At 58.0% G+C, this 21014-nt stretch carries 17 protein-coding genes; 3 read left to right on the forward strand and 14 right to left on the reverse strand.

Features of this window, described 5'->3' with window-relative positions; all coding sequences use genetic code 11:
• Positions 1–28: 28 nt before the first annotated feature.
• From AB4N74_RS03315 to AB4N74_RS03345, 7 genes are all read right to left on the reverse strand, one after another.
• The gene (locus AB4N74_RS03315) at positions 29–1873 is read right to left on the reverse strand and encodes a response regulator (protein WP_460098190.1); all 1845 of its coding nucleotides are present in this window, start codon (positions 1871–1873) and stop codon (positions 29–31) included.
• 80 nt (positions 1874–1953) lie between these two features.
• Positions 1954–3627 carry a hypothetical protein gene (locus AB4N74_RS03320; protein WP_460098192.1) on the reverse strand — a complete coding sequence of 558 codons (1674 nt, stop codon included), beginning with the start codon at positions 3625–3627 and terminating at the stop codon, positions 1954–1956.
• 247 nt (positions 3628–3874) lie between these two features.
• On the reverse strand, positions 3875–5719 hold the full coding sequence (locus AB4N74_RS03325) for a hypothetical protein (RefSeq protein ID WP_460098194.1): 1845 nt from the start codon (positions 5717–5719) through the stop codon (positions 3875–3877).
• A 150-nt stretch (positions 5720–5869) separates the two neighbouring features.
• Positions 5870–9415, reverse strand: a complete 3546-nt coding sequence (locus AB4N74_RS03330; protein WP_460098196.1) for a calcium-binding protein — start codon at positions 9413–9415, stop codon at positions 5870–5872.
• A gap of 234 nt (positions 9416–9649) precedes the next feature.
• Positions 9650–10279 (reverse strand): LysE family translocator, encoded by a 630-nt coding sequence (locus tag AB4N74_RS03335; protein WP_038366975.1) that lies wholly within the window; start codon positions 10277–10279, stop codon positions 9650–9652.
• Between the two features lie 90 nt (positions 10280–10369).
• On the reverse strand, positions 10370–11719 hold the full coding sequence (locus tag AB4N74_RS03340) for an NCS2 family permease (RefSeq protein WP_007914003.1): 1350 nt from the start codon (positions 11717–11719) through the stop codon (positions 10370–10372).
• Positions 11720–12010: 291 nt separating this feature from the next.
• A complete protein-coding gene (locus tag AB4N74_RS03345) occupies positions 12011–12457 on the reverse strand; it encodes a MarR family winged helix-turn-helix transcriptional regulator (protein ID WP_093441687.1) in 447 nt (148 codons plus the stop codon).
• An 82-nt stretch (positions 12458–12539) separates the two neighbouring features.
• Between AB4N74_RS03345 and AB4N74_RS03350 the strand changes: the two genes are divergently transcribed.
• Entirely contained in the window at positions 12540–13706 is a 1167-nt protein-coding gene (locus tag AB4N74_RS03350) for an aminotransferase-like domain-containing protein (protein WP_093441692.1), read from the forward strand.
• Between the two features lie 161 nt (positions 13707–13867).
• Here the strand turns inward: AB4N74_RS03350 and AB4N74_RS03355 are convergent, their stop codons facing one another.
• The 5 genes from AB4N74_RS03355 to AB4N74_RS03375 all read right to left on the reverse strand — a co-directional run bounded on the left by AB4N74_RS03355 (position 13868) and on the right by AB4N74_RS03375 (position 16640).
• Entirely contained in the window at positions 13868–14239 is a 372-nt protein-coding gene (locus AB4N74_RS03355) for a glutathione S-transferase N-terminal domain-containing protein (RefSeq protein ID WP_093441696.1), read from the reverse strand.
• 104 nt (positions 14240–14343) lie between these two features.
• Entirely contained in the window at positions 14344–14889 is a 546-nt protein-coding gene (gene folE, locus AB4N74_RS03360) for a GTP cyclohydrolase I FolE (RefSeq protein ID WP_003442011.1), read from the reverse strand.
• Between the two features lie 77 nt (positions 14890–14966).
• On the reverse strand, positions 14967–15524 hold the full coding sequence (locus tag AB4N74_RS03365; protein ID WP_064118637.1) for a Smr/MutS family protein: 558 nt from the start codon (positions 15522–15524) through the stop codon (positions 14967–14969).
• A gap of 74 nt (positions 15525–15598) precedes the next feature.
• Positions 15599–15919, reverse strand: a complete 321-nt coding sequence (locus AB4N74_RS03370; protein ID WP_007914024.1) for a hypothetical protein — start codon at positions 15917–15919, stop codon at positions 15599–15601.
• A gap of 130 nt (positions 15920–16049) precedes the next feature.
• Positions 16050–16640 (reverse strand): cysteine hydrolase family protein, encoded by a 591-nt coding sequence (locus tag AB4N74_RS03375; RefSeq protein WP_007914026.1) that lies wholly within the window; start codon positions 16638–16640, stop codon positions 16050–16052.
• 239 nt (positions 16641–16879) lie between these two features.
• On the opposite strand from AB4N74_RS03375, the gene prmB reads away from it, so the two are divergent.
• On the forward strand, positions 16880–17788 hold the full coding sequence (gene prmB / locus AB4N74_RS03380) for a 50S ribosomal protein L3 N(5)-glutamine methyltransferase (RefSeq protein WP_186624382.1): 909 nt from the start codon (positions 16880–16882) through the stop codon (positions 17786–17788).
• 137 nt (positions 17789–17925) lie between these two features.
• Here the strand turns inward: prmB and AB4N74_RS03385 are convergent, their stop codons facing one another.
• Entirely contained in the window at positions 17926–18717 is a 792-nt protein-coding gene (locus AB4N74_RS03385) for a hypothetical protein (RefSeq protein ID WP_093441710.1), read from the reverse strand.
• Between the two features lie 99 nt (positions 18718–18816).
• Positions 18817–19770 carry an alpha/beta hydrolase gene (locus AB4N74_RS03390; RefSeq protein ID WP_320337260.1) on the reverse strand — a complete coding sequence of 318 codons (954 nt, stop codon included), beginning with the start codon at positions 19768–19770 and terminating at the stop codon, positions 18817–18819.
• A 130-nt stretch (positions 19771–19900) separates the two neighbouring features.
• Between AB4N74_RS03390 and aroC the strand changes: the two genes are divergently transcribed.
• On the forward strand, positions 19901–20992 hold the full coding sequence (gene aroC / locus AB4N74_RS03395; RefSeq protein WP_099758435.1) for a chorismate synthase: 1092 nt from the start codon (positions 19901–19903) through the stop codon (positions 20990–20992).
• Positions 20993–21014: the final 22 nt, after the last annotated feature.

The raw sequence follows: 21014 nt of genomic DNA on the forward strand, positions 1-21014 counted from the left end.
ATGTTTTTTGGTTGACTGTCCTGCGCGGTCATTGGTCTTTGAAAATGAACAGCGTTGTCTGCCCCAGAACATCTGTCTGGGTGCCGCCGAGCAGGTAGCTGATCTTTTTTTCTGTGCGGTAAGTCGACAAAGGCTTTGATTCGCTGCTGGATGTTTGCAGCACGACTTCATTGTTCTCAAAACGCTCAGGCCGAAATCGCTGCAGGCGCCCGTCGTTAAGAGGTGGCAGTTTCAGTACGAACACGTGATCGATTTTCTCGCGGTGAAACAACAATTCGTTTTCCGCAAGCGTGTTTGTCGGGTTGCTCACCACGTAATCGTCATCCTCCAGAATCTGCCTGAACAGCCTGCGCAGATTGGCCGCAGTGGGCATCGTGGCGTACTCGTTCCAGTGGCGAGAGAAGCGCCCGGGATCAAAATCCAGGCGCATCAGGCCTTCACCCAGCGAAGCAGGAATCGCCAGGGTGGGTTCCGGTCCGGACAGAGGGCGCAACATGAGGAGCGGGTCGGCCAGCTCTCGATTCGGTGCTCTGCGCCGATCCCTGTTGGCCCAGTAACCAAACACCTGGTTCATCAGCGCCAGACCAGGGGCAATGATGATTTCCGATCGGTTTGCCTGATTGAACATGGCCCGGGCGAGTGAATTGACGGATTGATCCGACAAGTACTTGAAGGTTCTGGCGATGTACCGGGTGATCGGCATCTCGAAGGGCACGACACTGTCGAGGACCGTCCATTGGTGGTTTTGTTTAACCGCCCACTTGGGCTGCAGCGACGGGTTGTCCCGCAGCATGTATTCGAAAGCGTCATACAGGGCGGGCGAGAACAACGGATGCTGCAGGTAGACCAGTCGCGGGTTGGCATTCAGGTCTTGTTGCATCACCCGGTAATACTGCCCGTCGATCTCGATATGCTGACCCAACGCTGGTCGGACACGGTGTCCCCAGTTTCGCCATAAACCGAAACTCAAGTTGATCGCGTCAGGGTTGTCCGAGAGCAGGCTTTCGGTCAGCGCCCGGGTGGCGTCTGTCCCTTCTTCCTGATGCGGGCGTTTGCTGGGGCCGGCCATGGGGTCCGACGTCTCGGTCGAGGTTTTGCGTTTTTCCTGCGGCGGGCGTTGCGCAGGCAAATCGGTTAGCCCGGTCTTGCGGCGCCACAGTCGCGTCCCGGGAATCTGTTCGAACAATAGAGCGGATACTTCGCGCGCCGTCGCGGAGGTCTGCTGATAGTGACCGTTGGCGTTTTTACGCACCATGACGGTTCCTTCTGCGGTATCGATATAGGTTTTTCGGTGCTTGTCGTAGCGAACGCCGTCCGGTGTTTGCAGGCGGGGGGAGAGCAGGGCGGCGGCATCGGGGGCGAGGTAGATCGGCTGTTCCCCGGGGTTACGTTCAGCGGCTGCAGCTGGCCCGTCATTGTCTGGGTTGTGCGCCAGCCAACTGGGTCGTTCGAAGGTCCAGACTGGCTGGCGCTCGGTTTTGATCAGGAAAGGACCCGCCAGATGCGGAGTGAAGTTGAAGGGAGTCCGGAAGCGGCCATCGTGATGGATTTCGACCAGCAGATGCCCCGCATTTTCAACATGGGCGTACAGTTTTCCCTCCGGGCTGGTGAACAATCTGCTGTCGGGATCCAGCCGTTGTAGCAGGTGCACTTGATCGGCAGGCCAGCTGATGGCGCGCAGAGCGGCCGCTACCGACACGGGGTAGACGGCAGATGCCTCGTGGACCTGCACTGGCTGTTGACGCCCGGAATTGCTCGGCAGGTCTGCAGAGGATTGCGTGGTTTCGCCGGGGATTCTGGGGACAATGCCAGCGGCATTTGGGCGTGTGTCAGGCGCAATAACACCGGCCACACGCTTTGGTGGTTTGACCATTAACTGAATCTCTTGATTTGGATTGTGGGTGTGCAGGTGTCCGGACTTGCGGACGTACCGTTCAGGCGTTCAGCAGCGGCTCAGCCCTCTCTCACAATGAACAGCGTCGGGTAATCAGCGGATATGGGTTGTATACCCCCCACCAGATGGATGACTTCGGTGTGAGCCAACTGGCCCTCCAGCATCTGTTTTTGCGACACGCTGAGCCTCGTCAGATAGGCGGGGTCGATGAGTTCGGTACCTGCGGGTGTGGTGCGAGTAACCTGATTGCCAGCGATGGGTGGCAGCTTCAACACGAATAGAGCGGCAACGCCCGGGCGGTAAAAAATCAACGCACCTTCACTGAGTCGGTGCGTGGTCGGATTAATGCTGTAGCCGTTGTGTTGCAGGATGGTCGCCATCAATCCGCGCAGGTTTCCTGGCGTCGGCGCTGCTGCATAGGAGGCCCACTCCTGAGGAAACCGTTGTGGGTCGAAATCCAGGCGCTGTAATACGGCTGAGTTGTGCGCAGGCAGTGTGAGCAAGCGGCCGCCTGCCAGATGGCCGGGCGATGTCGGCAGTTTTGGCAGCATCATCAAAGGGTCCGCCAGTCCGTGTAGCGGGGGCTCGTGATTCACCCTGTCCAGCCAGTGGCGGAAGGTCAGCGCCATCGCCGAAAGTCCATGGGCGTTGATGCCCTGAGGCAGTGAAAGCCGATCGAATACCGCCCGCGCGAGGTTGCTGGTCGCCTGTTCGGACAGATAGTTGCAGGCGGCGGAAACATATTGAGTGGCGGACATTTCGAACGGTGGAGCGTTGTCCAGAACCCTCCATTGGCCTTCGCGTTTCAGTGCCCATTTCGGTTGGCGCGAAGGCTCGTGACGCAGCATGTTTTCGAACGCGTCATAGCGGTCCGGTGCAAATCCCGGGTGTTGCAAATAGACCAGTTCGGTATCGGCACTGACACCTTGCGTGACGATCCGAAAGTGTTGCCCGTCGATCTCTATCGACTCGCCTGAATCGGGTTTTGTGGACTTCCCCCAGTTTCTCCACTGACCGGCGGAAAGATCCAGGGCAACGCCCGGCTGGGCTAACAGATGTTCGACCAGCGTGCTGGTACCGGTCGCAACATGGCTCTGTTCGTCCAGGCGTTGGCGCTTGCTCGGGCCGGGTACGGCATCGGGCCTTTCGGTGGACAGTGGATTGATTACGGCTGGGTCGCCTTGCTGCGGCGTGTCGATTTCACGCCAGAGTTTTGTCCCCGGAATCTGTTCCACTCTTTGTCCCGTCGGGGTTGATTCCCCGGCATGTGTCTGTCGCCAGCCTTCCGCAGTTTTGCTCACCATGACCATGCCGCCGAGCATTTCGACGTAGGGTTTCTTGCGTTTGTCGTAGCGAAACCCTTCTTCAGAGCCTGGTTGCAGCTTCAGTCGGGTTGCCGACTCGGGGTCGATATAGACCGGATGTGCTGGTCTTTCGCTGCTGGAAGCACCGGCCAGCGCAGACGGTCCGGTCTCGATGGATTGCTGCCTCACCCAGTCAGAGGTTCGCGCTTCGCTCAATTGGCGATGCCGGGTGAACGGACGACCGACGATGACGCTGGGGCGGTCGGCGGGTGCTTCTGGCAACGCGTGTGATGAAGTGGCTTCGGTGTGCGGAGTGGAATGACCCGGTTCACCGGGAAGTGCTGCCAGTGGAACAGGTAAAGGATTGGTTGCTCGGCCAGACGGCTCCGGTGACGCCGTGCGAGGAATTTTCCTGGGTGGTTTTGCCATGGACTTGCTCCGATGAATCGCTGATCAGTGATGCGGCCGGATATTCGGGAAGCGGATTCGATGTGCAATTGCGCGGCATCGTGTTTGCCCGACCCATTGGCTTCAAAGGCGTGATGTTCGGCAAAAACTCGCCACGGCGTGCGGTATATATGTATGGCGATGAGGGTAAGTGCTGCAGGGTGTTTCGAGGCGTTCGAAAGTCATGCCGACTCGCGCCGGCAGGGCCGGTGCGAGTCGTAGCGGGATCTCAGCGCTCCCTGAGCACGAACACCGAATCCGGAGTCGACTCAACCTTCAATACGCCCCCGATGAGCCAGACCACTTTGTTTTCCATGGTCGCGGTGGCCAGGGCGTGAAACGCCTCGTTGCCTATCCTGGCCGGCAGGCTGGGTTCTGCCAGTTCATTGCCCGGGGTGTGGGACAGGCCGACATGATCCACCACACCCAGTTTCATGAAATAAATCCGCTCACTGGTTCCGCGCCTGAATACCAGCGTTGGCATGCGGTGTTCGTATGTCAGGGGAAATATGTCATAGCCGCTGCGAACCAACAGGGCGCCAAGCAGGCGTCTGAGGTTCAGATCGGTCGGGTAGGTTTTGTAGTGGTTCCACTCGACGGGAAAATGCTTGGGATCGAAGCTGAGTCGTTGCAGTTCGCCGTCGACCTGGGAGGGTATGCGGATGAGTTTTTTTCCGTTGAAATCGATGGCGGGTGCCACTGCCAGCATGTTCAGCGGGTCGGCATACGCAGGTGCGGTGGGAAATGGCCGTTGTTTCCACTGATGCAGGACTGCCTGAATGTTGACCAGCCCGGTGCCGGTAATCGTCGGTGTGTTGTCCGCGAGTTCGAACAGCCTTCTGGCGACGGCCCGTGCCGTGTCATCAGAGAAATCAGGGAATGTCTTGGCTACCGACTGCGAGATCGGTTCATCGAAGAAACGTTTTCCAGGGTGTATTTCTCCCGGATCGTTACCGATGCGAAATGTTGCAACAGGCTGCATCGAGGGCGCCGTACGGAGCATTTGTTCAAACGCATCGAAGTGTGTTGGCACAAAGTCAGGATGTTGCACAAAGAAGACTTTGGGGTTAGGGGTGGAACCCTTCGGCACCACCGGATAATGAAACCAGCCGAGCTGCACCGACTCCACCTGCGCGGGTTTGTTCAGATGGCCCCAGGGTAGCCAGAAAAACGGTGTCTGCTCGGCTGGAGCGCTGGCGTCGAAGGTTATTGGTGCTAGTGGTTGTTCGGGGACGTTGACCCGCGCGCGTTTGCTTGGGCCGGGTTGCGGTTCGTCTGCTTCGGCCATTGGCCGCGACCTGCCTGCAGCGGGATGGTCGGGGGTTGGCAAGTGCGGATGCTTGCGGCGCCAGAGCACCGTTCCGGGAATCTGTTGAAAATATACATCGGGCAAGTCTCTGTTTGTAGTCGAGGTCAGTTGATATTCACCTTGCTGGTTTTTCCGAACCATGACTGTGCCGTCTGCGGTATCGACGAAGGTATGTTTGAGTTTGTTGTATCGGAGTCCCCCCGTTGAGAGTTCTGCTCTGGTCAGTGTTTTTGCGTCATCGGGCGCAAGGTAGGAGAGGGACGGTGGCGTGGCAGGGGTGTCAGGGCGAGACTGTATTGATTGCCAGCCGGGGCGCTGGATGTGCCAGCTGGCCTGGCCTTCAATCCTTGTCAGTACCGGGCCGGGAACACCCGGTGCAAAGGTCAGCGGAACGTAATAGTTGCCTTGCAGATCCCGTTCGACGACAAACCGGCCTTCGTTGCCGATTTGCGCGTAGGTTCGTTGATCCGGGCCGGTGAACAGACCCGTGTTTTCTCCGCTTGGTATCAGCTCGTGCAATCGATCCTGTGGCCAGGCGATTGCACTGCGGGCGGCACGGTAGGTATCGGGCATATCACTGACGATGACGGCGGGCGGGCGAGTGGTGGCGATACCGGGAGGTCCCGTGGTCGCGTCGACGCCCGGCAGCGCTGGGTCAGGCAGGTTTGCAGTGACGCGAGTCCCCGAGCCTGGCTGTGCAGGTCTGGTTGTAACAGGGGTATCTGCTGCCACTGTCACAGGAACTTTTTTGGGTGGTTTGGCCATGTGAAGTTACTCGTTGAGTGATGATGCGCGGGCACGTAAGTGCCTCAGCGCATTTTTCAGGCGCACTCGTCCGCATCCCCGTGGAGATGTTCGGTTACTGCACTTCGGAGTGCGCACGCGGTTATCGGTTTTTGACGGGTGTGTGGCGCGTCAAGCAGGGGGAACAGTCATCAACGGCGGCTGTGCAAAGAGGGTGAGGTCTTGATGGCTGCACCGATTGACCACTTGCAGTGCTGAGTATTCAACGCGAGATTTGTCTCTGCGCAGGATCCAGCCGTGTGCGGGAAAGTTGTAGCTCAGCGCCTCGGGACGATTGTCGGCGAGCACGATGTTTCTCACTTTGATCTCTTGATTGGCCATTGCTGCAAGGGCCTCGGGCAAGTCTTTTGCCGAGTCGGGGTCTTCAAAGAAGCGGGCATCGAGACCATCCAGGTAAACCCTGTCGAAAGAAAGATCGACGGTATGGACAACCCCTTTCTCGGTAATGACACGGACCTGATCGATCAGGTCTTCGCTTTCGTACTCGGGCAAATGAATAATGCAGGTGCCGATGTGCAGCTGGTTATTTTCCAGCCTGATCTCGACCTTGCCGAGTTTCGTCGCGTCGAGGTCCCAGGTGGAAGAGTAAGGCAGTCTGGCAGGGGCGTTCGCGAGTGCTCCCGGGGTAGACAATCTGATCGCTATATCGGCAACCAGATGAATCAGGTAGGTGGAACCAGTACCTTCAAGATTCTGGATCGAGGTTTGCTCGGGGTAGGAAAAAAGCGAACCGCATCCCGCCCTGTCGAATTTGAAGGGTTTGGTTTCAGGTAACTCAAAAGGCGTCTGATCTGTGCGCCGTGGCAGTGGTAGTGAGAGCTGCGTCGTCCAAGTATCAAAATCATTCGGATTATGGCTTTCAAGGGGGCAAACATCGGTTTCCGGTGTCAGCTGCAAATTGACCGTGACGCCACCTTTAAAAATGAGCACGACCCGGTAGTTGGGACGTGCGGCCATGATTCGCAAGATCCTGATCATGTTTCTGGGGTCAAATCCACCTTCCGCATAGGCGAACAAGCCAAATTTCAGTGTGTTTTGGCCGAAGTGATAAATCAGGTCGCATCCCGCAAAAAGTTCTCCATTTGACTTCTTCTCTCCCGAGGTAAAGTGCGCTTCAACCTGTGTCAGTTCGCTGATGTCGTAATCAAGATGCAGACGAACCACCGCTTCAGCACGTTTCACCAACCGGAGTGTCGTGTTTTTCCTGGACCTTGGCAGGTAGTAACTCGCATCACGCTGATGATCGATCAGGCACTCGGGAGCGTGGAGGATAAGGGGGCTTTCGGGTGTTCCTTTTTTTACAACGACGACTTCGATTTCGAGGTTGTGGCCATTTTCGATGCTGTCGGGCAGGTCGGGGGCGTCAGGCAGTTTTAACGAGTAGCCGTCGCCGGTCATGAACGTGAATTTATTATTCTGCAATACGAAGTTGTTTGCGTCTTTCTTATACAGGCCTTGAATGATCACGACACTTTTCGGGTCGTCCGCAAATGCGAATCGGGAACTGATGATCAGCGCGCCATTCTCGATTGCCCAGCTTTCGATCAGTTCGTATTTCCAGTTGAGCAGAACAATACTTTCTTCTGTGCCGTCTTCGATGATGGCAATACGGCCTGGTTTGTGGTCAATGATGTATTCGTCAATGCCAGCCTCACCCGAGGCTGTTGCTCCGGGATACGTCAGATGGATTTGATCATTTCCGGGCCCCGCATTGATGGTGTCCTGGCCGCGCGAATTAATGATGTTGCGTTTATCCGAACCGGTCACAACACTGATGGCCCCGCTGACCGTTTCAACATTCTCGATACTTTCCAGAAGGCTGTGGAGAGTATATTTTTCACCCTCTTCGGCAGACGGATCGGTTGCGATTACCTGCAGGGTTTGGGCCAGCAGATCGACGTCATAGCCTTTTCTATCGGTGCGGCGGGTGTAATTGCTTCCAGCCAGAACAAGCGTGTCGTTGCCTGCGCCGCCTTTCAGTGTTGAATACTCAGAAATCTGGGCATCCTGTACAAGCAGATCCCCTGCACCCTCGAACACGAAGCGGTCGTCTTTCTCACCCCCGGTCAGCTGTTTTTTTCCCGATCGGTAGTGAAAGCTGTTGGGTTTGTTTTCAACGCCCTTGATTGAGTCCTGGCCCTCGCTGATGAACCAGAGAATGCCCTTGTTTTCGCCAACCGTACCCAACTCTGCACCAGGCGTATCCTTGGAAACCCCGTTGCGGGCGTCAATGATGTCATCGCCTCCCTTGATCTCGGGAACCTGGATCGTTTCCCAACTGTCTCGTTTGGTCCACCAGTTACGCTTGCGCACTCGGGAGGGTTTGAGGTGGACTTCAAACTTGCCATTAACGATGGCTTCAGTTGTGTCCTTTAGTTGCCCATCCAACAGTTTTCTGGCTGTTTCTTTCAATTGTTTCGCGTGTTGGAGCCTGGTTTTTGCCAGCAGATAGCGATTTTGCACGGCCTGGTCAGGGTCCATCATGCAGAACGAAAACCAGCCTGTGCGCCAGCGCTCGTCCAGCGTCAGTTCGATGTAGTCATCAATGTCGTCGACCACGCGTACCGCGCCATAAATTTGCGATCCGATGGCCAGGATTGCTCCAGCTGCAAGCCCGACCGGGCCTGCAAATGAAAAGCCTGCCAACGCTGCCGCACCGAGGATGACCGTCATGGCGGCGCTGGTAATACTCAATCCAGCGCTCACGTAATGGTCCATGGCTTCTTTTCCGACGGCATTTTCAGCGGCATTGATCGATCTGACAGCAGTGAAGATATCGAACGGCAATGTCAGTGCGCCGCCGATCAAACCGCCGGAGCGACCCAGCCTCAGGGCAAACCGGGTTTTGGCAAAATCCATCAGGGCGCCTTGCCCGGCCGAGAGCATATTCGACGCAATTTTGCTGACGGCGATGTCAACAACAATGGAACCCACTTCCGTACCAATACCCAAGCTGTTGATGGCGACTTCGGTGGTGTTGTTTGCTTTGATAGCATCCACCACACCGCGTAAACCCATGAATATGCCGAAAGCTTGAATGCCGACACTCGAACCGAGCGCGGCGTAACTTTTCGCCAGGGACACCCAGCGAGGATTATGTTTGGGCAGGTTTGCGTGATACAGATCCAGTTTCTGTGCAGAATCCAGCAGTTTTACCAATTTGCTACGGTAGTTACCTTCGTCTGTAGAGACTTGCGAACTTTCTCTTATCAGATGAGGGGCCGTCAGTGGGCGTTCGCTGGCCATTTCGAAAAGCAGTGTCGTCAACAAATAACTGTCCTTGCCTGTTGACGATTTCATATGGTGTTCAATGTCGATAGCACTGAACTGCAACGCGTTGATGAAAGATCGCTTGGGTACCCGGAAAAAGGTGCTTTTGCCACTCAGTGGCTGGCCGTCAAACGTGGCGCCCAAGGCATAAAGTGACACTCGTGTTATTGAAATACTGCCGATTTGCAGCGGGCCGAATACGGAGTCGACTATTTTCAATTGATCGACTTTGCTTTTTACTTTGATGCTGGTTGTTTCATCAGTTTCGGGTTTGAAATCAATGGTCGAAAGATGATGTTCATTGCTCTCGAAACGCATGTCGGCGATGACGACGGCGTCGGTGATTTCTGCAGTTTCCAATGACGCTTTACGTATCAGGGTAGCCATGTGAACTTCCTTGTTCTGGCGGGTTGTTATTTATTTGAGTCGTGATAGTACGGTCGTCTTTTGAACGATGTACATCAACGGGTTGTTGCTGTGTATTGCGCTTGAGGGATGCAGTTGTGGCGGCGGGGAGATGTCGCGAGCAACACGAGCGGTCGCTGCGAATGCCATCCCTGACTTGAGTTTTTCAAGTCAGGGATGGCTACAGATAAATAAAAAGTTTGTGATCCAAATGTCTCAGTGACTGCTGAGCAACGATGCTGCGCCGGCGCCTCCGAACAAGCCGGCACTGATCCGGTTGAACCAGCTCTGTCCTTTGCCACTGCGCAAGTAACGCGCTGCGCCGTGGGCTCCGAGTCCGTAGGCCAGCTTGCACAGCAGATCCAGCAGGGTCCAGGTGGCGATCATCACCAGCAACTGCGGCAGGAAGGGCTGTTCGGCGCTGAGGAATTGCGGCAGGAAAGCGGCGAAGAACAGGATGTCTTTCGGGTTGCTGGCGCCCAGTACAAAGGCGCGCCCGAACAACGCGCGAAACCGTGGAACGGCGGCAGCTTGTGGCACGACGGCGCCGACCGATGGCTGGCGCGATTGCTGCCAGCTCTGCCAGGCCAGATAGAACAGATAGAGTCCGCCGACGATTTTCAGGGCGCTGAACAGTTGCTCCGATGCCAGCAACAAGGCACCCAGCCCCAACGCCGAGGCACTGAGCAGGCAGATAGAGGCGAATACGCCACCGAGAAATGCCGGATAAGAACGGCGCAACCCATAATTCAGACTGTTGCTGATCATCAACAACGACAGTGGCCCCGGAATCAGGATCACCACCAATGCAGCGCCGCTGAACAGCAGCCAGGTTTCCAGACTCATCACTTTCCTCCTTTTTTTGTTGTACTCAAGAATGTGCAAAAGCCCCACCCGATTGGGTGAGGCTGTGTTGAAGCTTGAACCGCGTGACGCTTACAAGAAGATGAACTTGGCGATGAAGATCGCGCAGAGCACCCACAGGCTCACGGAAATTTCCTTGTACTTGCCGGTACCGGCCTTCAACGCCACGTAGGTGATGAAGCCCAGCGCGATGCCGTCGGCGACCGAAAAGGTCAGTGGCATCATGATCGCGGTGACGATGGCCGGGATGGCGTCAGTGGCTTCGTCCCATTCGATGTGGGCCATGCCGCCCATCATCAGCATCGCCACATAGATCAGTGCACCGGCGGTGGCGTAAGCGGGAATCATGCCGGCCAGCGGTGCGAAGAACATCGCCGCTATAAATAGCACACCTACGGTGACTGCGGTAAGACCAGTCCGACCACCAGCGGCTACACCAGCGGCACTTTCTACATAACTGGTGACTGGCGGAACACCGACCACAGCGCCGAAGACGCTGGACGCACTGTCGGCTTTCATCGCGCGGGAGAGGTTTTCGATACGGCCGTCAGCATTCACCAGGTTGGCGCGCTGGGCGACGCCCATCAGCGTGCCAGCGGTGTCGAACATGTGCACAAAGAGAAAGGCCAGTACCACGCTGATCATGCTGACGTTAAACACGCCGGCGACGTTCATGGCCATGAAGGTCGGAGCCAGACTTGGCGGGGTCGACATGATCCCTTCGTAGTGCACGATGCCCAGGCCCCAACCGGCCAGGGTCACGGTGATGATGCTGATGAGGATTGCGCCGAAAACTCGGTGGTAGCTGAGGATCGCGATCATCAGAAAGCAGATGGCCGCGAGCAGTGGGCCGGGTTCGCGCAGGGAGCCGAGTTTGATCAGTGTGGCCGGGCTATCGACGACGATACCCGCGGTTTTCAAGCCGATCAGGCCAAGGAACAGACCGACGCCGGCACCCATCGCAAAGCGCAGGCTGACTGGAATGCTGTTCAGCAGCCACTCGCGAATCCGCGAGAAAGTCAGGATCATGAACAGCACACCGGAGACGAACACCGCACCCAGTGCAGTTTCCCAGTTGTAGCCCATGGTGCCGACCACGGTGTAAGTGAAGAACGCGTTGAGGCCCATGCCCGGTGCCAGCCCCACTGGCCAGTTGGCGTACAGCCCCATCAACAGGCAGCCCAGCGCGGCGGCGATACAGGTGGCGACGAAGGCTGCACCATGGTCGATCCCGGCATCGGCCATGATGTTCGGGTTGACGAAGATGATGTAAGCCATGGTGATGAAGGTTGTCAGACCGGCAATCAGCTCGGTCTTCACCGTGGTGCCATGCAAGCTGAGTTTAAACAGACGTTCCAGCAAGCCACTGCGTAATGGCGGCGAGAGGTCCAGCGTCGATGCTTCGGATTTGCGGCTTTCCACAGCGAGTACTCCTCAAGAGTTTTATTGTTATTTCCAGGGCCGGACCCATGAGGGGTGGCAGCGGCCCTTTGAGGCATACGCGAATTTGTTGACCATGCGGTCAGGAACTCGCACGCTGTGGATTATGCTTTTGTGTACAAATAAAGCAAATATTGTTTTTGGTTTTGTTTACGAAAGTTCCGTCGATAGCGATATATCGCCTGCACTGGCCCCTTTGCGAGCAGGCTCGCTCCCACGTTTGGAATGCGTTCCCCTGTGGGAGCGAGCTTGCCCGCGAAGAGGCAGTCCCATTCAATCGAGAGCCGTCTGACTTTTCCCCAGTGCCATATTCACCGCCAACCAGCCATTCACCGCCGCCTCGCCAGCCTCGGCAAACACTCGCTCCAGTAATTTCACCTGCTCACGCCGCAGCGCCTGTTCAAACTTCGCGCCTTCGGCCGTCAATTCCAGCAGACGCTTTCGCTTGTCGGCCTCGGACGCCACGCTGTCGACCAGATGCATTTCCTGTAACTGCCGCAACGGCATGTTCAAGGCCTGCTTGCTCACGCCAAGCAATCCCAGCAATTCCTTCACGCTCAAATTCGGGTACCGAGCGATGAAAAACACAATTCGCTGATGTACCCGCGACAGCCCGCGGCGCTCGAGCATTTCATCAGCCTTGGCGGTGAAGGCTTGATAGCCGAAGAAAAACGCTTCCATCGCCTGTTGTTGGCTCGCGGGGTTTTTAAGGTCAAGCATATTGACGTACTCGCTCAAGCTGTCGTAATTTCAGTCAACCAGTTTGACTCATTTTTCCCATGCCTCGCTACCGGTGACTTCCATGGCTTTTTCCGAACGTGTCGTGCGCCTTAAAAGTTCTTTGATCCGTGAAATCCTTGCCGCCGCCCAGCGTCCGGAGGTCATGTCGTTCGCTGGCGGCTTACCGGCCGAAGCGATGCTGCCGAAGGTCGAGTGGGCTGACATGCCGCTGTCGCTCGGCCAATACGGCATGAGCGAAGGCGAACCGGCATTGCGCGAAGCCTTGGCAGCGGAGGCGAGGGCGCTGGGCCTGGAGTGCACCGCAAGTCAGGTACTGGTGGTCAGCGGCTCGCAGCAAACCCTCGATCTGGCGGCCAAGCTGTACATCGACAAGGGCACGGAAATTCTGCTTGAAGCGCCGACCTATCTCGCTGCATTGCAGATTTTCCAGCTGTTCGGCGCCGATTGCCTGACCGTGCCGCAAGAAGCCGACGGCCCGAATCTGGCGCAATTGCGCAGTCGTCTCGAACAGCACCGGCCAGCGTTCATCTACCTGATCCCGACGTTCCAGAATCCGTCCGCCGTGCGTTACAGCGAAGCCAAGCGTGCAGCCGTAGCGGCATTGCTCGACGAATTCGGCGTCACCCTGATCGAGGACGAACCCTACCGCGAGCTGACTTTCGATGGCGGCAGCGCCAAGCCGATTGCCGGGCGTCTGCAGAAGGCGAGCTGGATCTACACCGGCACCGTGTCGAAAACCTTGTTGCCCGGTTTACGCGTCGGTTACTTGATCGCCAGCCCGGACCTGTTCCCGCATCTGCTCAAACTCAAGCAATCGGCAGATCTGCATACCAACCGCATCGGTCAGTGGCAGGCCCTGCAATGGATCGGCAGCGACAAGTATCAGCAGCATCTGAGCGAGTTGCGCGGCTTCTATCGGCAACGGCGCGATGCCTTCCAGGCGGCGCTGGAAACGCACTTTGCTGATCTGGCCGACTGGAACATGCCGCAGGGCGGGCTGTTTTTCTGGCTGACGTTGAAGCAGCCGCTGGATACGCGAACGTTGCTCAATGAGGCGTTGGCCAATGACGTGGCGTTTATGCCGGGGGAGCCGTTCTTTCCGGATCCGGATAACAACCTTGGGCATTTGCGCTTGAACTTCAGCCACATCGATCCGGCACGACTGGATGAAGGGCTCAAGCGATTGGCGGCGGTGGTGCACCAGGCGCTGCTAGAGAAAGCGGCCTGAAAACAAATAAACCGGCTCGAGGGCCGGTTTATTTTTGTCTGGGATTTGCGGTAGCTGAGAGGGCCCCTTCGCGAGCAGGCTCGCTCCCACAGTGGAAATGCATTCCAAAGGGTGGGAGCGAGCCTGCTTGCGAAAGCGTCAATCAACCCACCACATAATCATCAGACCGCCGCAAACCGCTTATCCAGATAATCAATAATCACCTTGGACTCATACATCCAGGTTGTCTGGCCATTCTCTTCAATGCGCAGGCAAGGCACCTTGATCCGGCCGCCCTGATCCAGCAGCGTCTGACGATCCTGTTCGTTGTTCTTCGCATCCTTCAGCGCCACCGGCACATTCAGGCGACGCAGCGTGCGGCGGGTTTTCACGCAAAACGGGCAGGCATGGAACTGATACAGGGTCAGGCCTTGCGCGGCGGCATTGACCTGGGCCTGAGTTTCGGCAGGACGCTGTTTCTTGCCCGGGCGGGTGATGAAGTCGATGAAGATAACCAGTTGGCCGAGGCCGACACGAAGCGCTTTGACGAACACGTTTAAAGCCTCACGGTGCAAATTGAGAAAGGCGCGCAGCTTACCCGATTTTTCACGGACGAAAAAAAACCGGCGATGAATGCCGGTTTTCTTCGGGCAACGAATTACTTGATAAGGCTAAGGAATTCGCTGCGGGTCGCTGCGTTTTCGCGGAACTCACCGAGCATCACCGAAGTGATCATCGACGAATTCTGCTTCTCGACACCGCGCATCATCATGCACATGTGCTTGGCCTCGATCACCACGGCTACGCCCAGCGCGCCGGTGACTTGCATCACTGCATCGGCGATCTGGCGGCTGAGGTTTTCCTGGATCTGCAGGCGACGGGCGTACATGTCGACGATCCGCGCGACCTTCGACAGGCCCAGCACTTTGCCGCTCGGGATGTACGCAACATGCGCCTTGCCGATGAACGGCAGCAGGTGGTGTTCGCACAACGAGTACAACTCGATGTCCTTGACCAGCACCATTTCGCTGTTGTCGGAGCTGAACAGGGCACCGTTGGTGACCTCTTCGAGCGTCTGTTCATAACCGCGGCAGAGGTACTGCATGGCTTTGGCGGCACGCTTTGGCGTGTCGAGCAGGCCCTCGCGGGACACGTCCTCGCCCAATTGGCCGAGAATCGCGGTGTAATTCTGTTCCAGGGACATGAAACTACCTGTGGGGATTTTCGCAAAGGGCAAGGGTACGGTGGCGGACACAACCCTGCAAGTTCGGTGTAACGGGATTATTCGTCGCGGCCTTCCATCATGGTGCGTTTGAGCATCACGTAAACCGCGCCGGCACCGCCGTGTTTCGCCTGACACGAGCAGAAACCCAGCACTTGGGCATGCTGGCGCAACCAGGTGTTGACGTGGCTTTTGATCATTGGCCGCTTGCCGTCCAGACGCACAGCCTTGCCGTGGGTGACGCGTACGCAACGGATTTCGAATTTAGTCGCTTCGGCAAGAAAGGCCCAGAGGGTTTCGCGGGCTTTTTCCACGCTCATGCCATGCAGGTCGAGGCTGCCTTCGAACGGGATCTGGCCGACCTTGAGCTTGCGCATCTGACTTTCCTGCACGCCGTCACGGGACCACATCAACTCGTCTTCCGGGCCGACGTCGATCACGAACTGGTCGGACAGACCGTCAACGGTGGTGGCATCGGTGCGCACGGTGGCGGACTGGCGCAGCTTGGCGATCTGTGCGCGGTCAGCCTTGGGTTTGCCGGTGTCGGCGCGGTCGTGCTTGATCGGCTTGACGCCTTGGATCGCACTTTTGAACAGGGAAAAATCGTCGTCTTGCATGTCAGCCTCCGCGAAGGGCGGCCAGTTTACCCAAGTCGAAACAAAACGGCCCGGCAAAAAGCCAGGCCGGTGATTCAGTCGTGTTTTTTCATCAGGTGCGGGGACATGTTCAGTTCCCGCGATTGCCGGGCGCGACGCCGGCAACGACGCCACAGCGCCACGCCGAAATACAGAAACAGCAAGCCGACAGCCAGAATGATCGCCGAACCCATCGGCGTGGCATTCAAATCACCGAGCGCTGGCGGGCGCCCGAGCAGGCTGGCGGCCCCGGCCATCGCCAGCAGCACACCGAACGTCGCCAGAATGGCGGCAATCGCCGCGCCGAATCGAAAACGCCAGTTGCTTTGGCCTTTGGGCCGCAAGCGGCGTGCGTCAAATCCATCGGATAACTTCATTCCGACCTTCCTCAATGGGTATCGGCCCTTCGACCGGGAGTTGACCGGGTTGTTCCTGAGGCTATGGCATTTGCGGCAAATGAGAGGATTTTGCGGATGAGCGGCGCCGTGAGCCGCTCATCAGGGTCGATCAGATCAGGTCTTGCGTCAGCGCGAGGGTGGCGAAGTTGTCCGCCATGATCGCCATTTCGGCTTCCTGTACCACAGCGGCGCTGAGCACGCGGCCCTTGAACGGCAGGTCGCGGGTGGCGCAGGCGTCTTCGACCAGGGTGCAGCGGAAACCCAGATTCTTCGCCGCACGTACGGTGGTGCTGACACTGGAGTGGCTCATGAAACCGCAGACGATCAGGTCCAGTGAGCCAAGGTTTTGCAAACGGTCCAGCAACTCGGTGCCGTGGAACGCGCTCGGCAGCAGTTTGCCGATAATGGTTTCATCGCCCTGTGGCTCGAGGCCAGGGATGAATTCGCCGCGTTCGCCCTGCGGGTCGAACAGGCCGCCGACGGTGCCGAGGTGACGCACGTGCACGATCGGCCGACCGGCTGCACGGGCTGCGGCAACCACTTGCTTGATGTTTGCGACGGCCGCGTCCATGCCGCTCAGGGCCAGCGGGCCACTGAGATATTCTTTCTGGGCATCGATGATGACCACGGTGGCATGGCTCAGTGTGGCCGCTGCGTAACCGCGACCGCTGAGTTGAAACATCGTTTTTGGAACGGACATTCTGGGGCTCCTTGGGGTGGGGCTTTTGCGACATTGTCCTCTGGCTGAGCGGTTCTGTGAATCGCTACCATCGTAGGCACCGTCGTTATTGGCCTGCAGCCTTGTCAAGTTACACGTTCTGTTCAATAGCCGATGCAAAAAACAGAAAACTCCTACCGTCGGTGCGATGTTTTTCCTGCGTCGTCGTCGCGCGTTTTGGCTGCTAGAATCGCCAGTCGTTTTTTCTGGAGTTCTGCGCCGTGATCACTTCCCGCCTTCGTACCCTGCGTGACCATATCCGTTGGGCCGTCAGCCGCTTCCATGGGGAGGATCTGTTTTTCGGCCATGGCACCGACAATGCCTGGGACGAAGCCCGGCAACTCGTACTCGGCGCGTTGCACCTGCCGTGGGAAATCGCCGACAGCTACCTCGATTGCGCGCTGGAAGACGACGAGTTGGTTAACCTGCAACGCCTGCTCAAGCGCCGTATCGAAGAACGCATTCCCACCGCTTACCTGTTGGGTGAGGCATGGTTCTGCGGCATGTCGTTCATCGTCGATGAGCGCGTGTTGATCCCGCGCTCGCCGATTGGCGAACTGATCGAAAACCGTTTCGCCCCGTGGATCGGCAACGAGCCTGCGCGGATTCTCGACCTGTGCACCGGTTCCGGTTGCATCGGTATCGCCTGCGGCTACGAGTTTCAGAACGCCGAAGTGGTGCTGGCCGATCTGTCGTTCGAAGCGCTGGAAGTGGCCAACCAGAACATCGAGCGCCATGGCGTCGATGAGCGCGTCTATACCGTGCAGGGCGATGGGTTTGATGGCTTGCCGGGCCAGCGTTTCGACCTGATCGTGTCGAACCCGCCTTACGTTGATGCGGAGGATTTCGCCGACATGCCGGACGAATATCAGCATGAACCGGAGCTGGGTCTGGCTTGCGGTGATGATGGGTTGAACCTGGTGCGACGCATGCTCGCTGAAGCGGCGGATCACCTGACCGAGAAGGGCTTGCTGATCGTTGAAGTGGGCAACAGTCAGGTGCACGTTGACGCGCTGTACCCGGAAGTCGATTTCGCCTGGCTCGAATTCGAGCGCGGCGGGCATGGTGTGTTCATGCTGACGGCGGAGCAGTGCCGCGATCATCAGGCGCTGTTCGCTTCCCGCGTCTAATCGGGCTGCATTCCGACGCGGAGCGTGGGAACGATCAAAAGCTTCGCGAGCAAGCTCGCTCCCACAGGTTCGGTGTACGACACAAATCCTGTGGGAGCGAGCTTGCTCGCGAATGGCCGCGACGCGGTTTCAAGCGATCAGCGGTGCGTGGCAATCCAGATCAACAACCCCGCCTGAAACACCGCAAACGCCACCAGACAGGTGATGGTGAAACGCAGCCCGGCGTCTTCACGCTTGAACTTGCTGACCTTCTCTTCCTGTTTCTTCAGCTTCACTTCCTGCTCGGCCAGATTCTGTTCGGCCTGCTGAAGCATCTGCGCCGCTTCAAGAATCTCGACGATCTGCAGCTTCTCGCTGTTCCAGTCGCCGAGCAAATCGCCGACCAACACATCCTTGACGCTGCCCTTCAAGTGCTGGGCATCGGCGTACACCACATCAAAACCATGCACCCGCAGGAAATGATCGCGACGCAGGCGCGTGTCTTCGTTCAGCGCGTCCTTGTTGTTCAAGTCCATGCCGTCAACGGTGTAGGTCGGCCAGCGCTTTTTCGCCCAATTGATGCCTTGCGCGGCCATGTAACGGCCGATGCCACGGTTCATTGGTTCGATCTGCAAGCCGCTGTCGGGGCCGAAGTGCACACGTTTGGTCGTGTGATCAACCCACACGTCCAGCTGATTCTGCTCTTTGCGCACTCGCTGGCCGGGCAGCTTGATCGTCATGCGCATCAGGCTTTTTTCTTTGCTGTTGCGTTCGGCATAGCCGAATTCGACGAAGCGCAAGGGGCGGCCGCCAGTGTTGCGGTCGGTCTGCAGCGGGGCCAGGCGGAGCATCTTGTGGTGCTCGACGTGGACATCCGCCCACGGCAGCTCGACCGCTGGCGGTGCGTCTTTTTCAGCGGTGGTGTCGGGTGAAGTCGGGGTATCAGTCATAACGGCGAGATCCTGTCCAAGCCCTGCTTGTCGCCAGCCGTTGCGCTGGCGACAAAGGCTTATCGGCCGTTTTTTGCAGGACTAGAGGGCAAACAACCGTTAACGGGTGCGAAGTCCGTCAATAAACTCGATGATCTTCGCGCCAAGTTCCGCCGCCAGTGGCAAATTCGGATCCTTGTACGAAGCCAATTGCCGCTTCATATCGTTGTGGACGATGCGCATGACGTGGTTCATGCCGTCGATCACCGCCAGTTCGGCGTCGGGTTTGGCGGCTTTCAGCGCCTGCGCATCGCCAACGCCGACCTGCATGTCGTTGCTGCCCTGGACGATCAGCGCCGGCATCTTCAATTGCGCGAAGGCTTTCGCGGGATCCTGACGGAACAGCGAAATCAGATACGGCTGCACGCTCGGGCGGAAAATCACCTGCAACGGTTGCGGCACATTGTCGTCAGTGTGGCCGGCCTTGAGGCTGTCGAGCAATTCATTGCTGCGTAGCATCAACGGAGGTGGGAGGCTGCGAGCCAATTGCTCGCGGATCACCTGATCGACCGGGCGCGCGCTGCCGGACAGGGAAATCACCGCAGCGGCATCCACTTTCGGCGCGGCGAGGCTGGCAATCAGCGCGCCTTCACTGTGGCCGAGCAGGATCAATCTGCCGAAACGCGGATCGGCCTTGAGCTTCTGCCCCCACGCCACTGCGTCCGCCGCATAGGCCTCCACCGATAAATTGCGCTCATCCGGCGTTGCCGCCAGACTCGCCGCAACACCGCGTTTGTCGTAACGCACACTGGCAATGTTGTGTTTGGCCAGCACCCACGCCAGGCGCTTGAGGCTGTCGTTGCGCCCGCCGTCGGGGTTGTTTCCGTCGCGATCCGTAGGACCGGAGCCAGAAATAATCAGGACAACCGGCACCGGATTGTCGGACTTTGGCAGCAGCAGCGAACCGAAAAGTTCGCCGGTGCCGGTATCCAGAGTGACCGGGCGTTGTAGGACCGTCGCTTGGGCAAAGCCCGTAAAGAGGGTAAGACTCAAGATCAAAACTCGCAGCATCATCACGCCATCATTCGCCAAGGTGCCGGTTGGACTCGCCAGCACCACTAAGGTTCGAGGATGAACTACTCGGTTAGCCTGCGTATACTGGCGCGCATCACGAATTTGGGTTTGATTTCACGGAGCGTCCTGCATGTCCGGCAATACCTACGGCAAGTTGTTCACTGTCACCACCGCTGGCGAAAGCCATGGTCCGGCGTTGGTCGCCATTGTCGACGGCTGCCCGCCGGGCCTGGAGATCTCCCTCGAAGACCTGCAGCGCGACCTCGATCGCCGCAAGCCAGGCACCAGCCGCCACACCACCCAGCGTCAGGAAGCCGACGAAGTCGAAATCCTCTCTGGCGTATTCGAAGGGCGCACCACCGGTTGCTCGATCGGCCTGCTGATCCGCAACACCGACCAGAAGTCCAAGGACTACTCGGCGATCAAGGATCTGTTCCGCCCGGCCCACGCCGACTACACCTACCACCACAAATACGGTGAGCGCGACTACCGTGGCGGTGGTCGCAGCTCGGCGCGCGAGACCGCAATGCGCGTAGCGGCCGGTGCGATCGCGAAGAAATACCTGGCCACCCAAGGCATCGTCATTCGTGGCTACATGAGCCAGCTCGGCCCGATCGAAATCCCGTTCAAGACCTGGGATTCGGTGGAAGACAACGCTTTCTTCAGCCCCGATCCGGACAAAGTCCCGGAGCTGGAAGCCTACATGGATCAATTGCGCCGCGATCAGGACTCGGTCGGGGCGAAGATCACCGTCGTTGCCGAAGGCGTGATGCCGGGTCTGGGCGAGCCGATTTTCGACCGTCTCGACGCTGAGCTGGCGCATGCGCTGATGAGCATCAACGCAGTCAAAGGCGTGGAAATCGGTGCCGGTTTTGCCTCGGTCGCCCAGCGCGGCACCGAACACCGCGATGAAATGACCCCGGAAGGTTTCCTCAGCAACAACGCGGGCGGCATCCTCGGTGGTATTTCGTCCGGTCAGCCGATCGTTGCGCATCTGGCCTTGAAGCCGACGTCGAGCATCACCACCCCGGGCCGTTCGATCGATATCCACGGCAACCCTGTGGACGTCATCACCAAGGGCCGTCACGACCCGTGCGTCGGCATCCGCGCCACGCCGATTGCCGAAGCGATGATGGCCATTGTGCTGATGGATCACTTGCTGCGTCACCGTGGCCAGAATGCCGATGTGCGCGTGAGCACGCCGGTGCTGGGTCAGCTTTGATGGCAGGCCTTAAAGCCGTCGC

Source organism: Pseudomonas sp. H3_C08 (assembly GCF_054669455.1).

Coding starts and splice junctions, on each gene's coding strand:
- AB4N74_RS03330 (WP_460098196.1), bottom strand. CDS start 9,415: ATGGCTACCCTGATACGTAAAGCGTCATTGGAAACTGCAGAAATCACC.
- AB4N74_RS03345 (WP_093441687.1), bottom strand. CDS start 12,457: ATGCTTGACCTTAAAAACCCCGCGAGCCAACAACAGGCGATGGAAGCG.
- AB4N74_RS03335 (WP_038366975.1), bottom strand. CDS start 10,279: ATGAGTCTGGAAACCTGGCTGCTGTTCAGCGGCGCTGCATTGGTGGTG.
- AB4N74_RS03350 (WP_093441692.1), top strand. CDS start 12,540: ATGGCTTTTTCCGAACGTGTCGTGCGCCTTAAAAGTTCTTTGATCCGT.
- AB4N74_RS03325 (WP_460098194.1), bottom strand. CDS start 5,719: ATGGCCAAACCACCCAAAAAAGTTCCTGTGACAGTGGCAGCAGATACC.
- AB4N74_RS03320 (WP_460098192.1), bottom strand. CDS start 3,627: ATGGCAAAACCACCCAGGAAAATTCCTCGCACGGCGTCACCGGAGCCG.
- AB4N74_RS03365 (WP_064118637.1), bottom strand. CDS start 15,524: ATGCAAGACGACGATTTTTCCCTGTTCAAAAGTGCGATCCAAGGCGTC.
- AB4N74_RS03315 (WP_460098190.1), bottom strand. CDS start 1,873: ATGGTCAAACCACCAAAGCGTGTGGCCGGTGTTATTGCGCCTGACACA.
- folE (WP_003442011.1), bottom strand. CDS start 14,889: ATGTCCCTGGAACAGAATTACACCGCGATTCTCGGCCAATTGGGCGAG.
- AB4N74_RS03390 (WP_320337260.1), bottom strand. CDS start 19,770: ATGATGCTGCGAGTTTTGATCTTGAGTCTTACCCTCTTTACGGGCTTT.
- aroC (WP_099758435.1), top strand. CDS start 19,901: ATGTCCGGCAATACCTACGGCAAGTTGTTCACTGTCACCACCGCTGGC.
- AB4N74_RS03385 (WP_093441710.1), bottom strand. CDS start 18,717: ATGACTGATACCCCGACTTCACCCGACACCACCGCTGAAAAAGACGCA.
- AB4N74_RS03370 (WP_007914024.1), bottom strand. CDS start 15,919: ATGAAGTTATCCGATGGATTTGACGCACGCCGCTTGCGGCCCAAAGGC.
- AB4N74_RS03375 (WP_007914026.1), bottom strand. CDS start 16,640: ATGTCCGTTCCAAAAACGATGTTTCAACTCAGCGGTCGCGGTTACGCA.